This window comes from Labrys okinawensis (assembly GCF_047345005.1).
GTDB lineage: Bacteria > Pseudomonadota > Alphaproteobacteria > Rhizobiales > Labraceae > Labrys > Labrys okinawensis.
Genome location: NZ_CP178864.1, coordinates 4,393,043 through 4,408,110, shown reverse-complemented (window position 1 = coordinate 4,408,110; position 15,068 = coordinate 4,393,043). Strand labels below are relative to the sequence as shown.

The window sequence follows — 15,068 nt, the reverse complement described above, 5'->3', positions numbered from 1 at the left end:
GTTCAAAGGGCGTTGGGCAATCCCGAGGAAAGCAAGGACAAGCCGCAATCGCCTCTTTTTTCTGCCGACGAGGCAGCCTATATTCCCTTTGCCGGCTCGCGCCGGCTATGGCGATAAATGGTCATCGAAATAAACCTATCGGACCCGGGGGCAGTACCCGGCGCCTCCACCTCAATCCGTGCTGCAAGGGCGGATTGGGGCGGGGGCGAAATAGGATCGACGAGGGTGTAAAGGGTGTGCTTTTGCTCGGCATGGTTCCGCCGACATCGGGCCATTTCAATAGTTGCCAACGACAACTATGCTCCGGTTGCGGTTGCCGCGTAAGCGGTAACTAGACCGAAATCAAGTCCTGACGGGTAGCACCGGCAGGCGGGGTTCGGAGGCACCTGGCAACAGAAGCCTCCACTTCAATTCCGGTCTGCCTGCAGGCCTTTCCGATGTGCTGGCCTGGTAAGAAGCGCGATGAGTACTGACCATATCCGATATGATCTTCTTACGCAGGATGCGCTGCGGGGCATGGTCCGCCGGGTGCTGTCCGATGCTGCGCGTGTGGGCTTGCCCGGCGAACATCACTTTTTCATTTCCTTCAAGACGCAATATCCCGGCGTGAACATTCCGTCGCGCCTGGCTGAGAAATTCCCGGAGGAGATCACCATCGTCCTTCAGCACCAGTTCTGGGATCTGAACGTCAGCGACTACGGTTTTGAGGTGGGCCTGTCCTTTGGCAACGCGCCCGAGCGTCTTGTGGTGCCTTTCGCGGCGGTGACGGCTTTCTTCGACCCTTCTGTCGATTTCGGCGTGAAGTTCGAGGTCGATGAGCCGGAAGATGCGGTGGCTGCCGAGATCAGTCCGATACCGCCGGCAGTGCGGGCCGTGCCGCAAGCCGCCGAGGAGCCGGCGGTAAAGAAGGTGACTCCCTCCAAGCCGGCACGCGGCAAGAAGGTCGAGCCGGCCGTTGAGGAGCCGGCTCCAGTGGTGGTGGAAGCCGAAGCACAGAGTGCCGCCGAGGAAGATAAGCCGGCTGAGAGCGAGAAGATCGTCAGCCTCGACCATTTCCGCAAAAAGAAATAACAGGGCATCCGGTCCCAAACAAAAGCCCCGCTCCATAGCCTTGGAGCAGGGCTTTTGTTCTTGAGGATCTGCCGGTCCTACATATTGTGATCAGTTTAGCGCCAGGGCCACGAAATGCAGTTCGCCCTGGGCGTTGGAGAGCAGCAGCAGAGCCTGCTTGGTGCCGGTCTTCTTCAGATCGTCCAGACGTCTGGTCACATCGTCGGGGCTGGAGACGGCCTGCTGGCCGACCTCGAGGATGAGATCGCCGGGCTTGACCTGCTTGTCCTCGGCCGGCGAACCGTTATCGACCTTGGTGATCAGCACGCCCTTGGCGTCGCTGCCAAGCTTGAACTGGTCGCGCAGGTCCTTGGTCAGGCCGGACATTTCAAGGCCGAGCGCCTTGGCGGTCTTGGGCTTGGGAGGCACGGCCGGTTCGGCCGAAGCCTTGATCACCGTGTCGCCCTCGTCGAGGCGGGCTACGGTGACGCTTTTTGTAAGAGTCTGGCCCTTGCGCAGGATCACCACCTCGACCTGTTTGTCCACGGGCGTATCAGCGACGATACGGGGCAGGTCGCGCATTTCCTTGATGTCGTGGCCATCGAACTTCACGATGACATCGCCGGGCTCCAGGCCGGCCGGCTTGGCGGGGCCCTTATCGTCGACCCCGGCGATCAGCGCACCTTCCGCGTGATCCATGCCGAGGCTCTCGGCTATATCGTCGGTCACGCTCTGGATCTTCACGCCCAGCCAGCCGCGGCGCGTCTCGCCATATTTCTCGAGTTGCTCGATCACCGGCTGCACCGTAGCGGCGGGCACCGAGAAGCCGAGACCGATCGACCCGCCTGTCGGCGAGATGATGGCGGTGTTGATGCCGATGACATCGCCGTCCATATCGAACAGCGGACCGCCCGAATTGCCCTTGTTGATCGCGGCATCGGTCTGCAGGTAGTTGTCGTAAGGCCCGGAATTGATGTCGCGGTTGCGCGCGGAGATGATGCCCAGCGTCACCGTCGAGGACAGGCCGAACGGGTTGCCGATGGCCATCGCCCAGTCACCTACGCGCACCTTGTCGCTGTCGGCGAACTTCACCGCCTTTAGGGGCCTGGGGGGATCGACCTTGAGAACGGCGACGTCGACCTTCTTGTCGCGGCCGACAAGCTTGGCCTTCAGCTTGCTGCCGTCGTTGAAATTGACCTCGATGTCGTCGGCGCCATCGATAACGTGGTTGTTGGTGACGATGATGCCCGAGGGATCGATGACGAAGCCCGAGCCAAGTGCCTCGGCCTTGTGCGGCTGGGGCGGAGGGCCCTTGCCGTCCTTGTTGAAGAACTGGTTGAAGAAGTCCTCGAAAGGCGCTCCCGGCGGCAGCTTTGGCATAGGCTGCGGCGGCGCATCGCCATCGTCGTCATTGTCGCTGTTGTCGGCTGTGACCGTCTGCGACGTCGAGATGTTGACCACCGAATCGATCAGTTGCGCGGACAGGTCTGCGACGGAGGGAGGCCCGGCCGCGGCGAAGGCAGGCGGGGCGAGCAGGGCAGCCGGGCTGGCGGCGAGCAAGGCGGCGAGGGCGACGGCGCCGCTGCGGCGCATCAGGCTCTTGGAGTCGATCAGCATAGAATCCTCAGTGGATGCGGCTTTCCCAGGTTGATTGGCCGCTGATGTGGTGAGCAATCGCGATTGATTTCAAGGGTTGAATGCGGCGCGAGCGTGACATGTCCGGCCATTCACGCGATGTTGTGCCCATTCTGTTCCAAAAGAGACAGAAATGGCGTTTGTCAGAGCCCGCGCACACACCAGATGATGATGATGCCGATGATGGCCGAGATGAAACCGGCAATGCGCAGTTGCGCGTTGGGAGAGGTGGCGACCGAAACCATCATCTTCCGCACCGGGTCAGGGAAAGCAAGAAAGACCAGACCTTCGATTGCGAAGGCGAGACCCAGCGCCGTGATGAAGTCGCCGAAAGAAAAAATGCCCATCCGCCCCACACATTATACGAAGGGTTCTTGGTATTCTATGAAAACGCCGGCCGCAAGGAAGCGGCCGGCGCAAATGGAGCTTTATCCAGAGCCGACGTCAAGCCTATTGCGACGGGGCCGATGTCGTTGGCGCCGCTGGGGCAGGGGCGGCCGGCGCAGCGGATGGACCCGCCACGGCGGGCGATCGCAGATAGCGGAAATAATCCCAGTTGGGGCTGACGAATACCTGCGTATTGTCAGGCTTCAAAGCGTCGACGTAATTGCGCATCGACAAGTAGAACTGGAAGAATTCCGGATCCTTGTTGTAGGCATCGGCAAGGATCTTGATCCTCTGTGAATCCGCCTCGCCCGTGGTCGCCGAAGCCTGGCCGTTGGCATCACCGAGAATCTGCGCGACCTGACGGTCCGCGTCCGCCCGGATGCCTAGGCCGTCCTGCGTACCCTTCGAGCGGATCTGCTGGGCCTCGGTCTGGCGCTGCGACTGCATGCGCTTGTAAACGGCCTGGCTGTTGGCCTCCGGCAGGTCGGCGCCGCGGATGCGCACATCCACCACCTCGATGCCTAGACCCTCCGCCTCGCGATTAACCTCGGAGCGGATCTTCTCCATCAGTTCGGTACGATGATCGCGCACCACGGCGGAGAAGGTCGCCTGGCCGAGCACCCGGCGGACGGCCGAAGACAGGATCGAGGACAACTGCAGCTCGGCCCCCTTTTCGGAGCGCGAGGTCTGGAAGAAACGCAGCGGATCCTTGACGCGGTAGCGGCCGAAGGCATCGACCTTCAGGCGCTTCTGGTCGCTGGCGATCACTTCCTGCGGCGTCGAGTCGAGGTCGAGAACCTGCTTGTTGACATACTCGACATTCTCGATGAAGGGCCACTTCCAGTACAGGCCCGGTTCCGTCTTCGCCGGCTGTGGTTCGCCGAAGCGCAGCGGCAGGGCGTAGTCGCGCGGCGTGACCGTATAGGCCGAGAAGAATACCAGGATGACGGCGACGACCACTGCTATCAGGCCGCCGGTTGCGAGAGGCGATCTCATGGCGTGGTTCCTTGCTGGACTTGCGGGGCTTGCGGCACTGGCGGCTTGCGCTTCAGCAACTGATCAAGCGGGAGATAGGGCACAACGCCCTGGCCCTGCCCCTTGTCGTCGACGATGACCTTGTTGGTGCCGGAGAGCACCGACGTCATGGCTTCCAGATACATGCGCTCGCGCGTGACGATGGGAGCCTTCTGGTAGGCGGTATAGACTTCGTTGAAGCGCCGTGCCTCACCGCTGGCCTCGGCGATGGTCTGGACCTTGTAGGCCTCGGCGGCCTGGGTGATGGTGGACGCCTTGCCCTTTGCCTCGGGGATCACCTTGTTAGCATAGACCTGCGCCTGGTTGATGGTGTTCTCCTGGTCGGCGCGAGCCGCCTGGACGTCGCGGAAGGCATCGATCACCTGAGGCGGCGGGTCGACATTCTGCAACTGGACCAAGCGGACTAGGACGCCGGCCCCGTAGCTGTCGAGCGCCTTCTGCATTTCGGACTGCACCTGCTGCTCGATCGCCTGGCGGTCGCCGGTGAGGATCGGGGTGATGTTGCGCTGACCGATGGCCTCGCGCATGGCGCTCTCAGCCACGGCGCGGATGGTGCCGCGTGGATCGGCCAGGTTGAACGCATAGTCCTGCGGATTGGCCGGGTTGATCTGCCACTGCACGGTGAAGCCGATATTGACGATATTCTCGTCGCCGGTCAGCATTTCGTTATCGCTGTCGCTGTCACCGCGGGCGCCGATATTGATGGTCTCGACATTGGTGACCGTGAGCTTTTCAACCGTGCCGATCGGGTAGGGAATGTTGTAGCGCAGGCCCGGCGGGCTGAGAGTCTTGTAATCGCCGAAGACGAGGTTGAGGCCCACTTCGTTGGGCTGCACGCGATAGAAGCCCGTCAGGAGCCAGATGGCGACCAGAACGACCAGGCCGATGGCGATGTTGCGAGGCGTGAGGCCGCCGCCGCCCTGCAGGTTCCTCAGACCGTCCTTGCTCCGGCGCAGCCAGTCCTCGAGATCAGGCGGGGTCCCGCCGCCCGACGGACCGCCTCCCCAGGGGCCACCGCCACCGGGACGCCCGCCGCCGCCATTGCCGCCGCCGCTCCCCCAGGGGCCACCACCGCCGCTCTGGTTACTCCAAGGCATGTTTCCGTCCTTATGATGCACCACTCCCCGTGCCGCTGGGCAAACGGGTCCCGAAGAGGCTGCATATAGGAACGTCGCCCCCGCGATCAATCGAAACAAAAAGGTGGAACTCGAAGCGAAGCTGGCATGAGCGCGCCGTCGTCGTCCGAGCCACGGCGCAATCCATATTTACGCCATTGATATTGCTTCAGGTTTTCCGTTGGGAGTGGCGGGCTCCCTCCTGCGGCCGCAAGGGCGTTAAATTTCGTTCACGAGTGCCTTTGGCTAAGGAAACCATCTTTCCCGTCAAGCGCTTGCGATGCGGCAAGACTTGTCCTCGCCTAAGTGGCCGGACGGAATCCCACTCTTGTCAATCCAAGTTCGGAGCTCTGCGGGCAGGGGCTGCGTCTTGACTTGGAGTGAGAGGCGGGGAAGGGGCCACCTTCATCTTCAGGCGAACATCCGCTGGTCAGCCGAGGGCTTCCCGCGCCAGGGCCGGTGCAGCCTCCGGCGATACGAATCGCCAGCCATGCATCTGGTGGCGGAACCACGTGAACTGCCGTTTGGCATATTGGCGCGTGTCAGCCTTGGCGCCGTCCATCGCCTCGCCCAGCGGGATTTCACCCCGAAGATAGCGGATCAGCCCGGGCACGCCATGTGCCCGCATCACCGGCAAGGCCGGGTCGAGGCCGCGGGCAGCGAGAGCGCGTACTTCCTCGAGCGCCCCCTGTTCGATCATGAGGTCGAAGCGCCGGTCGATCCTGGCATAAAGCACCGCCCGCTCCGGTTCGAGGAAGAGGCGCAGGCAACGCGAGGCCTCGAGCAAGGGCGCGGAGTGCGGCTCCTGCTGCCAGGAGGACAGCGATCGCCCGGTCGCGGCGAAGATCTCGAGCGCACGGATCAGGCGCTGGCGATCGCTCGGCCGCAGCCGGGAGGCGGTCGCGGGATCGTCCTGCGCCAGCCAGGCATGGAGAGCGGGCGTTTCCAAGGGCTCGGCCCTGAGGCGGATTGCCTCGCGTACCGCATCCGGCACAGCGGGCATGTCGGCAAGGCCTTGCTCCAGCGCCTTGAAATAGAGCCCCGTGCCGCCGATCACGATGGGGAGGCGCCCCTCGCCCTGCACGCGCTGCAACATCGCCGCGGCGTCTTCCCGCCAGCGGCCCACCGAATAGTTGATGGCGCCGTCGACATGGCCATAGAGGAGATGAGGCACACGTGCCGTCTCGCTCGCGTCGGGGCGGGCGCTGAGGATGTGGAGATCGCGGTAGACCTGCATGGAATCGGCATTGATGACGCTGCCGCCGAAACGCTCGGCGAGGTCGAGAGCGAGAGCCGACTTGCCGCTGGCGGTCGGACCTGCCAGAAGCACCGCATCGAATTGTCCAGGTGTCACCACAAGTCCTTTGCTGTCATGTCCCTTGTCGCCACGCTGATCTCCCATCCCGACCGGCCTGCCATCGACGCCGAGGCGCTGTCGCGGGCCGCCGAGGCGCTGAGCGCTCCGCAGAGCCCGGTGATCCTCGCCCCCGGGATCGCCGTCGACATCGCCTGTGCCGCCGATGCCGAGCCGCAGGCCATCGAGGCGCGGCTACGCGAGGCGCTGGCCGGCATTCCGGTCGATCTGGTGGTGCAGGAAGGCGCGGGGCGGCGCAAGCATCTTTTCCTCGCCGACATGGATTCAACCATGATCGGCCAGGAATGCATCGATGAGCTGGCCGATTTCGTCGGCGCCAAGGCGCTGGTGGCCGAGATCACCGAAAGGGCCATGCGCGGCGAGATCGCCTTCGAACCGGCATTGCGCGAGCGTGTGATGCTGCTCAAGGGCCTGCCGGAGGGCATCGTCGACGAGGTGATCCGCGAACGCCTGACCCTGACCTCGGGCGGGCCGGAGCTGGTGCGCACCATGCGCGCGCATGGCACCTATACGGCGCTGGTCTCAGGCGGTTTCACGCTGTTCACTGCGAAGATCGGAGCGATGATTGGTTTCGATGAGCACCATTCCAATATTCTTGTCACGAAGGACGGCTTTCTTACCGGAGAGGTCGCTGAACCGATTCTCGGTAAGGAGGCTAAGCGCGCCAATCTCGAACGCCTGCGCAATGCGAGGGGACTAGCGGCCACCGATACGATGGCGGTGGGGGATGGCGCCAACGATCTTGCCATGCTGAGCGAAGCAGGGATAGGCGTGGCGTTTCACGCGAAGCCGGCTGTCGCCGCGGTCGCGCGTATGCGAATTGAACATGGAGATCTTACCGCTCTGCTCTATGCACAAGGCTACCGTGCTTAGGGATCATTAAAAATGAACCCTTCCAGCGCGACGCTTGCGCGCCTCTCAGCTCTCTGAACACCGGCTTGCCGATCCGTTGATTTTGTAAGTGTTCCCCAAGCATCAGCGCCTTTCGCCTCCGCCGCTTTCTCACCGCAATGCGCAAGCGCTCTCGTTCCCACGCCCTTTCCGGCTGGGTTGATGAAGAGAGACCGGGCGATGGCGGCTGCGGAGCAGCCGTGAAAGCAGGATCATGGAAGATGGCAGGCCGCCTTGTCGGTGCCAGACGCCATCGCCCCGTTCCGGCGGCCCGGCACGCTGACAAGGCGCGCAGGGCCACCTGTTTTTTCCGCCTTGTGAGGGCGGAGGCGAGCGGGAGCGGATGGCACGGACCATCCGAACCTGAGCCAGCCGGCTCGGCAAAGGGGCTGAGCGACGTCCATCCTGGCCGGACGGTGGCATCAGCCGTCTTCACCGCATCGGCGGGAGGAGGGGACGAAGGCGTTGCCGGGCTCAAGCCCTTCACGCTCCGTCCGGGGATCCAGGGCACTTCCATGGGGTGCCGATCCCGTCTGTCCCGCTCGTCACCCCTGGAGGCCGGCTTCGAAGGAAGCAGGACCGCCGCGTATGCCCGTCACAGGGACAGGCTGTCGGGGTGGATGGAGGTGTTCGGGGCCGGGTTGTACCGACGCCGGCCGCTGACGCCTCATTCCGTTACGGAATAGAGCATGGGAACGAACGCAAGTCAAGATTCGTTCTGTTTCTATTCTTATGCTGCAGGAGGAGAATGCCAGGCTGGGTGGTGTCGATTGACCCGGTCGCCGACGAGCGGTTTGACCGGCTAGCCAAGGGATCGTTCAAGAATGAGCGCCTCCAGCGCCGCGCCTTTCCTGCAATCTCAATACCGGCAGTCCGATTCACTGATTTTTTAGCGGCCCCTAGTAACAGGATGGTCCATCCCAATTACTAAGCTCAACGAAGTCAATCTTACTCCAAGTGCCATTTTTCTTTCCGTACACCAGGATTCCGGAGCCACCACTCGAACTGACGCGGCTAATAGTTCCATCCTCACCCTGTTTGTAGAGATCGGCTGAATCTGAGTAAGTCACCAGCGCTCGGTCATGATTGTTGTTGAGAATTGGGAAACCAACCTCTTCGGTTCCTACGTCAATACAAGATTGTCCCGGCTTTACCTCGGAAGGTGGCTTCGCTGTGAATTCCTGACGGTATCGTGTTTCAATATCGGCCTGCAGTCGCCTCTCATCGCAGAATAGCGAGCCCGGAAAACCGGCTGCCCCTAAAATTTCAACCGGGGTACTGAGTTCTGAAGAGGGCGTGATATCGGTGGAAATTCTGAGCTTTAAATATTTCAACGCCTCGCTCTTTGGTATCGCTGTACTACCCCACTTTAATGCGAAGTAACATTCGCCAGCTCCAGGACCATTATGAGGGTCTAACTCTGCTTTCATCGATCGAAATAACTCTACAATTTCGTTCTTCGTCACTATTCGGCGGGCTTCTTTGGCAATGGCTGACTCGATCAGGAACAAATTTGTGAGAACGACGACCCAAACAGCAAGAGGTTTCTTCATTCTCAACTCTGTGGTCAAAGCATGAAATCTGAAGCCTTTGGCGCGAAGGAGGGCGTTCTCATGGCCAACATTCAGGCTCCTCGTCGGACTGGCTGCTGACAAGTCAATTGACAGACTGGATCTAAAAGCTGAGGAAACTTCGGTAGCAATCGGGAGTGGTCTGCTTGAGCTAGGTTTGAATCGTCGACAACGTGCAATAGTGGATGACGACCTGTCTGCCATCGCGGAATCGGTTGCCCGGGATTATATAAGCCTCATGCTCGATCGCTCCCATAGACCACACCCCGAACTGGCCTATCTGGAACTCCTAGAACGCGTCTGGCGTGAGGGTTCGCCCCGGCGCGACCGTACGGGCGTTGGTACGCGCGCCTTGTTCGGGCAGACGCTGCGCTTCGATCTTTCCGATGGCACCGTGCCGCTGCTCACCACCAAGCGCGTCTCCTGGAAGACGATCGTGCGCGAGCTGCTGTGGTTCCTCGACGGTGGCACCAATATCCGGCCGCTGCTCCGCGACAAGGTGACGATCTGGACGGACTGGCCGCTCGCCAAATATCGCCGTGAATCCGGCGACGCGATCTCTCAGAAGGATTTCGAGGCGCGCATCGTCGCCGACGAGGCCTTTGCCGAGCGCTGGGGCGACCTCGGCCCAGTCTATGGCGCGCAGTGGCGGCATTGGCCGATTTTCGTGCCCACGGATGTCGAAGGGGAGGAGCAGCTCTATCGCCGCGATCCCGAAGGCATCGACCAGATCACGAAGCTGGTGCATGACATTCGCATCAATCCCACCTCCCGCCGCTTGATGTTCACCGGCTGGAACGTCGCGGAACTCGACGGCATGGCGCTGCCACCCTGTCACACGACCTATCAGTATTTCGTGGCTGACGGGCGGCTCTCGGGCCTGCTGCACCAGCGCTCCTGCGACGTCGGTCTCGGCGTGCCCTACAACATCATGACGGCTTCGCTGCTGATCCGCATGATGGCGCAGCAATGCGACCTCGAGCCAGGCGAGTTCGTCTGGTTCGGCGGCGACACGCACGTCTATGAGAATCACGGGGATCTCGTGCGCGAGCAGCTCAGTCGCACGCCGCTGCCCTGGCCGAAGCTGCGCTTTATCAGGACGCCTGCTTCGATCCTTGATTACAAGTTCGAGGACTTCGTGATCGAGGACTACCAGTCGCACCCCGCTATCGAGGCGCCGATCGCGGTGTAGCCTGGGAGAGCCCATGCCCGTTCCCGTCATCATGGTCGCCGCCATGGCACGCAACCGCGTCATCGGCGTCGACAACGGCCTGCCCTGGCACATGCGCTCGGACCTCAAACAGTTCAAGGCGGCGACCATGGGCAAGCCGCTGATCATGGGGCGCAAGACCTACCAGTCCATCGGACGTCCGCTGCCGGGACGGCGCAGCATCGTGGTCACGCGTGACAAGGCTTTCATCGCCGAGGGCGTGGAGGTCGCGGACAGCATCGAAGCTGCTCTGGCCCGCGGCCAGGAAGTCGCAACGAAGATGGGTGCCGATGCCGTGATCGTCGCGGGTGGGGCCACCATCTACGAGCAGGCCCTCGCCAACGCCGACCGGCTGTTGATTACGGAACTCGATCTCGAAGCCACGGGCGATGCCGTCTTCCCGGCCTTCTCGCAGCGGGAATGGCGGGAAATCTCACGCGTAGCCTTTCCGCGCGGTGAGGGAGACGATGCTTCCTTCGAGGTAGTGAGCTGGCAGCGCCGATAGGAACAGGGGTAGGGCACGTTGCGGCGGGGCTCAATTGGGGGGCGGGACTTCAGACCCGGCTTTCCGAGAGCACATGCGGGAAAGGGCCGAGCCTGAAGACCCCCGCCCCGAGAACGTGCAGCAAATATCATTTTCTCGTAATCAGCGCTTGACCGCATCGACTCAAGCTCCTAAAACCCCGTAACTTTCGCAAAGAGGAGCGCTCCGTTGCGCAACATTCTTATCGTAGGTTTGGCGTCGTCGGTGGAGCGGGCATAGGTCCCGAATCTCCTGCGATGACGCACATGGGCCCCTTGAGGGCCTTTTTTATTGCCTAAAACTCAACGAACGAAATTCGAAGTCCGAAAGCCAAGGAAAAAGGCGATGTCGACGAAGCAAATGACCGGCGCGGAAATGGTGGTGCAAGCCATGATCGATCAGGGTGCCGACACCCTGTTCGGCTATCCCGGCGGTGCGGTTCTGCCGATCTATGATGCGATCTTCCATCAGGAAAAGCTCCGTCACGTCCTCGTCCGCCACGAACAGGCCGCCGTTCATGCCGCCGAGGGCTATGCGCGCTCCACCGGCAAGGTGGGCTGCGTGCTGGTGACCTCCGGCCCGGGCGCCACCAATGCCGTGACCGGCCTGACCGACGCCCTGATGGATTCCATCCCGCTGGTGTGCATCACCGGTCAGGTGCCGACGCATCTGATCGGTTCTGACGCCTTCCAGGAAGCGGACACCATCGGCATCACCCGCCATTGCACGAAGCATAATTATCTGGTGAAGCGCATCGAGGACCTTCCGCGCATCCTGCACGAGGCCTTCCTGATCGCCTCGTCCGGCCGCCCCGGCCCGGTGCTGATCGATATCCCAAAGGATATCCAGTTCAAGACCGGCGAATATTTCAAGCCCACCGACAACATCCACAAGACCTACCGGCCCCGCCTGGAAGGAGACCAGGACAAGGTGAGGGCGGCGGTGGCCCTGATCGCCAGTGCCAAGAAACCGTTGTTCTATACCGGTGGCGGCGTAATCAACGCCGGCCCGCGTGCTACGACGTTGCTGCGCGAATTCGCAAAGCTGACGGGTCATCCCGTGACTTCGACCCTGATGGGTCTCGGCGCCTATCCGGCTGCCGATCCGCAGTGGTTGGGCATGCTCGGCATGCACGGCACCTACGAAGCCAATATGGCAACGCATGATTGCGACGTGCTGATCAATATCGGCGCCCGTTTCGATGACCGCATCACCGGCCGCATCGACGCCTTCTCGCCGCATAGCCGCAAGATCCATGTCGATATCGATCCCTCTTCGATCAACAAGAACGTCAAGGTCGATATCGGCATCGTCGGTGATTGCGCCCATGTGCTGGAGCAGATGCTCGCCGCCTGGCGCGAGCTGAAGCCGACGGTGGACAAGGCTGCACTGAAGAGCTGGTGGGGCGAGATCGAGGGCTGGCGTGCCCGCAAGTCCTTGAACTACCGGCATTCGGACGAGGTGATCAAGCCGCAATACGCCATCGAGCGTCTCTATCAGCTCACCAAGGACCGCGACGTCTACATCACCACCGAAGTCGGCCAGCACCAGATGTGGGCGGCCCAGCATTTCCATTTCCAGGATCCCAAGCGCTGGATGACTTCCGGGGGCCTGGGTACCATGGGCTATGGCTTCCCGGCGGCGATCGGCGTGCAGCTCGCCCATCCCAAGGCGCTGGTGATCGATATCGCCGGCGAGGCCTCGATCCAGATGATGCTGCAGGAGATGTCGACGGCGGTGCAGTACCGCCTGCCGGTGAAGATCTTCATTCTCAACAACGAATATATGGGCATGGTGCGCCAGTGGCAGGAATTGCTGCATGGCGGGCGCTATTCGGAGAGCTATTCGGCTGCGTTGCCCGATTTCGTCAAGCTGGCGGAAGCCTATGGCGGCGTCGGCATCCGCTGCTCCAAGCCGGGCGACCTGGACGCTGCGATCAAGGAAATGATCGATTCACCGCACCCGGTCATTTTTGACTGCCGTGTCGACAAGTCCGAGAACTGCTTCCCGATGATCCCCTCGGGCAAGGCGCATAACGAGATGATCCTGGGCGATGCGGCCGTCGACATCGGCAGCGTGATCGACGCCAAGGGCAAGCAATTGGTGTGATATCACGCGCACATTTGTGTGCGTTGGGAGCGCGGACGTCTCGTCCGCTCTTCCTTTCTCATAGAGCACGTCGTTTGCAGCATTCGCTGACAGCCAAGAGCGGACGAGACGTCCGCGCTCCCAGGAATACATCATGACCGGATCTGCCTATTTCATGGCCTCGACGGCCGAGACTATCTCCACCCACACCCTGGTGGTCGAGGTCGACAACGAGCCGGGTATTCTCGCGCGCGTCGTCGGGCTGTTCTCGGGCCGCGGCTACAATATCGAGAGCCTTACGGTGTCCGAAACCCAGCATGCCGAGCATGTCTCGCGCATCACGGTGGTGACCACGGGCACCAAGAGCGTTATCGAGCAGATCAAGGCGCAGCTCGACCGCCTCGTGCCGGTGCACAAGGTGGTTGACCTCACCGAGACCGGCAGGGCGCTGGAGCGCGAGCTGATGCTGATCAAGGTGCGCGGCAAGGGCGAGCAGAGGGGCGAGGCCCTGCGCATCGCCGATGCCTTCCGCGCCCGCGTCATCGATGCCACAGTCGAGAGCTTCGTATTCGAGCTTACCGGGAAGGGCGACAAGCTCGACCAGTTCATCGAGCTGATGCGCCCGATCGGTCTGGTCGAGGTCTCGCGCACCGGCATCGCCGCGATTTCGCGCGGCCCCGATCCGCTGGGGGGATGAGGGTGACTTTCACCCTCCCCTTGATGGTCCGCAACTCACTTGAGTTGCGAGGGGTCGGACGAAGTCCGGGGTGGGGTGAGAACCTCAACGGCCTCGCTTCCCACCCCGCCCCAACGCTATGCGTCGACCCTCCCCATCAAGGGGAGGGTGCAGGTCGAGCCTCTATCGTTTCTCTATTCCCGCGCGAAAGAAATGAAGCTTCCCGCGCTTTTTTCAGCAACGAAACTTGCCTCCCACCCGATGAAGGGCTATTCGCCCCCATCAATAATCTCCCCTCATGGAAATGTCTGAAGGACGAAGGACCATGCGCGTTTATTATGATCGTGACGCCGATCTCAACCTGGTCAAGAAGAAGAAGGTCGTCATCGTCGGCTACGGCTCCCAGGGCCGCGCCCACGCGATGAACCTCAAGGATTCCGGCGTCAAGGACATCGCCATCGCGCTGCGCCCCGACTCCACCACCGCCAAGAAGGTCGAGGCCGACGGCCTTAAGGTCATGAGCGTGCCGGAAGCCGCCAAATGGGGCGACCTCCTGATGATGGCGACCCCGGACGAGTTGCAGGCCGACATCTATCGCGACGAGATCGCGCCTCACATCAAGGACGGCGCGGCCATTGCCTTCGCCCACGGCCTCAACGTCCATTTCGGCCTGATCGAGCCGAAGAAGACCGTCGACGTCATCATGATCGCGCCGAAGGGGCCGGGCCACACCGTGCGCGGCGAATACCAGAAGGGCGGCGGCGTGCCCTGCCTGATCGCCGTCCATCACGATGCCTCGGGTAACGCCCATGACATCGCTCTCTCCTATGCCTGCGGCGTCGGCGGCGGCCGTTCGGGCGTGATCGAGACCAACTTCAAGGAAGAGTGCGAGACGGACCTCTTCGGCGAGCAGGTTGTGCTCTGCGGCGGTCTGGTCGAGCTGATCCGCGCTGGCTTCGAGACGCTGGTGGAAGCCGGGTACGCCCCGGAAATGGCCTATTTCGAGTGCCTGCACGAAGTGAAGCTGATCGTCGACCTCATCTATGAGGGCGGCATTGCCAACATGAACTACTCGATCTCCAACACAGCAGAGTGGGGCGAGTATGTCTCCGGTCCCCGCATCATCACCGATGCCACCAAGGCCGAGATGAAGCGCGTCCTCAAGGACATCCAGACCGGCAAGTTCACCTCCGAATGGATGCAGGAATACAAGGCCGGCGCTTCGCGCTTCAAGGGCATCCGCCGCCTGAACGACGCCCACCAGATCGAGGCGGTCGGCGAGAAGCTTCGCGGCATGATGCCCTGGATCGGCAAGAACAAGCTGGTCGACAAGGCGCGGAACTAAGCTGGGAGCGCGGACGTCCCTACGACACTCAAGTGAGTGTCGGACGATCCGCTCCTGAACCACATCGACAGCAAAAAGGGCGCTACCGCAGTCACGGTTGGCGCCCTTTCTTTTATTCTCCTCGATTCAAGAGCGGATCGTCCGACACTCACTTGAGTGTCGTAGGG

At 61.9% G+C, this 15,068-nt stretch carries 13 protein-coding genes and 1 other RNA gene; 8 read left to right on the top strand and 6 right to left on the bottom strand.

What is annotated here, in order from left to right; translation table 11 throughout:
- Positions 1-51 precede the first annotated feature (51 nt).
- Both ssrA and ACMDCR_RS20660 read left to right on the top strand, forming a co-directional pair.
- Positions 52-407: a transfer-messenger RNA gene (ssrA, locus tag ACMDCR_RS20665) on the top strand.
- A 55-nt stretch (positions 408-462) separates the two neighbouring features.
- A complete protein-coding gene (locus tag ACMDCR_RS20660; RefSeq protein WP_413988418.1) occupies positions 463-1,071 on the top strand; it encodes an SspB family protein in 609 nt (202 codons plus the stop codon).
- A 90-nt stretch (positions 1,072-1,161) separates the two neighbouring features.
- Here the strand turns inward: ACMDCR_RS20660 and ACMDCR_RS20655 are convergent, their stop codons facing one another.
- From ACMDCR_RS20655 to miaA, 5 genes are all read right to left on the bottom strand, one after another.
- A complete protein-coding gene (locus tag ACMDCR_RS20655) occupies positions 1,162-2,667 on the bottom strand; it encodes a DegQ family serine endoprotease (RefSeq protein WP_413988417.1) in 1,506 nt (501 codons plus the stop codon).
- 161 nt (positions 2,668-2,828) lie between these two features.
- Positions 2,829-3,032, bottom strand: coding sequence for a DUF2065 domain-containing protein (locus ACMDCR_RS20650; RefSeq protein WP_284314355.1), 204 nt, complete (start codon positions 3,030-3,032; stop codon positions 2,829-2,831).
- A gap of 103 nt (positions 3,033-3,135) precedes the next feature.
- Positions 3,136-4,068, bottom strand: coding sequence for a protease modulator HflC (gene hflC / locus ACMDCR_RS20645; protein WP_413988416.1), 933 nt, complete (start codon positions 4,066-4,068; stop codon positions 3,136-3,138).
- On the bottom strand, positions 4,065-5,204 hold the full coding sequence (hflK, locus tag ACMDCR_RS20640; RefSeq protein ID WP_413988415.1) for an FtsH protease activity modulator HflK: 1,140 nt from the start codon (positions 5,202-5,204) through the stop codon (positions 4,065-4,067). The genes hflC and hflK overlap by 4 nt, the downstream gene beginning before the upstream one ends.
- 448 nt (positions 5,205-5,652) lie before the next feature.
- Positions 5,653-6,576: a tRNA (adenosine(37)-N6)-dimethylallyltransferase MiaA gene (gene miaA, locus ACMDCR_RS20635; RefSeq protein WP_413988414.1), complete on the bottom strand. Its 924-nt coding sequence runs from the start codon at positions 6,574-6,576 to the stop codon at positions 5,653-5,655.
- Positions 6,577-6,594: 18 nt separating this feature from the next.
- Between miaA and serB the strand changes: the two genes are divergently transcribed.
- On the top strand, positions 6,595-7,470 hold the full coding sequence (serB, locus tag ACMDCR_RS20630) for a phosphoserine phosphatase SerB (protein WP_413988413.1): 876 nt from the start codon (positions 6,595-6,597) through the stop codon (positions 7,468-7,470).
- A 917-nt stretch (positions 7,471-8,387) separates the two neighbouring features.
- On the opposite strand, the gene ACMDCR_RS20625 is transcribed toward serB, so the two are convergent.
- Positions 8,388-9,041, bottom strand: coding sequence for a hypothetical protein (locus ACMDCR_RS20625; protein WP_413988412.1), 654 nt, complete (start codon positions 9,039-9,041; stop codon positions 8,388-8,390).
- A gap of 256 nt (positions 9,042-9,297) precedes the next feature.
- Here ACMDCR_RS20625 and thyA point away from each other — a divergent pair, with 256 nt between their 5' ends.
- From thyA to ilvC, 5 genes are all read left to right on the top strand, one after another.
- Positions 9,298-10,251, top strand: a complete 954-nt coding sequence (thyA, locus tag ACMDCR_RS20620) for a thymidylate synthase (RefSeq protein WP_413988411.1) — start codon at positions 9,298-9,300, stop codon at positions 10,249-10,251.
- A 13-nt stretch (positions 10,252-10,264) separates the two neighbouring features.
- Positions 10,265-10,774, top strand: coding sequence for a dihydrofolate reductase (locus ACMDCR_RS20615; protein WP_413988410.1), 510 nt, complete (start codon positions 10,265-10,267; stop codon positions 10,772-10,774).
- A gap of 363 nt (positions 10,775-11,137) precedes the next feature.
- Positions 11,138-12,901 (top strand): acetolactate synthase 3 large subunit, encoded by a 1,764-nt coding sequence (locus ACMDCR_RS20610; protein WP_413988409.1) that lies wholly within the window; start codon positions 11,138-11,140, stop codon positions 12,899-12,901.
- A 133-nt stretch (positions 12,902-13,034) separates the two neighbouring features.
- On the top strand, positions 13,035-13,577 hold the full coding sequence (gene ilvN / locus ACMDCR_RS20605) for an acetolactate synthase small subunit (protein ID WP_413988408.1): 543 nt from the start codon (positions 13,035-13,037) through the stop codon (positions 13,575-13,577).
- A 304-nt stretch (positions 13,578-13,881) separates the two neighbouring features.
- Positions 13,882-14,901 carry a ketol-acid reductoisomerase gene (ilvC, locus tag ACMDCR_RS20600; RefSeq protein ID WP_413988407.1) on the top strand — a complete coding sequence of 340 codons (1,020 nt, stop codon included), beginning with the start codon at positions 13,882-13,884 and terminating at the stop codon, positions 14,899-14,901.
- Positions 14,902-15,068: the final 167 nt, after the last annotated feature.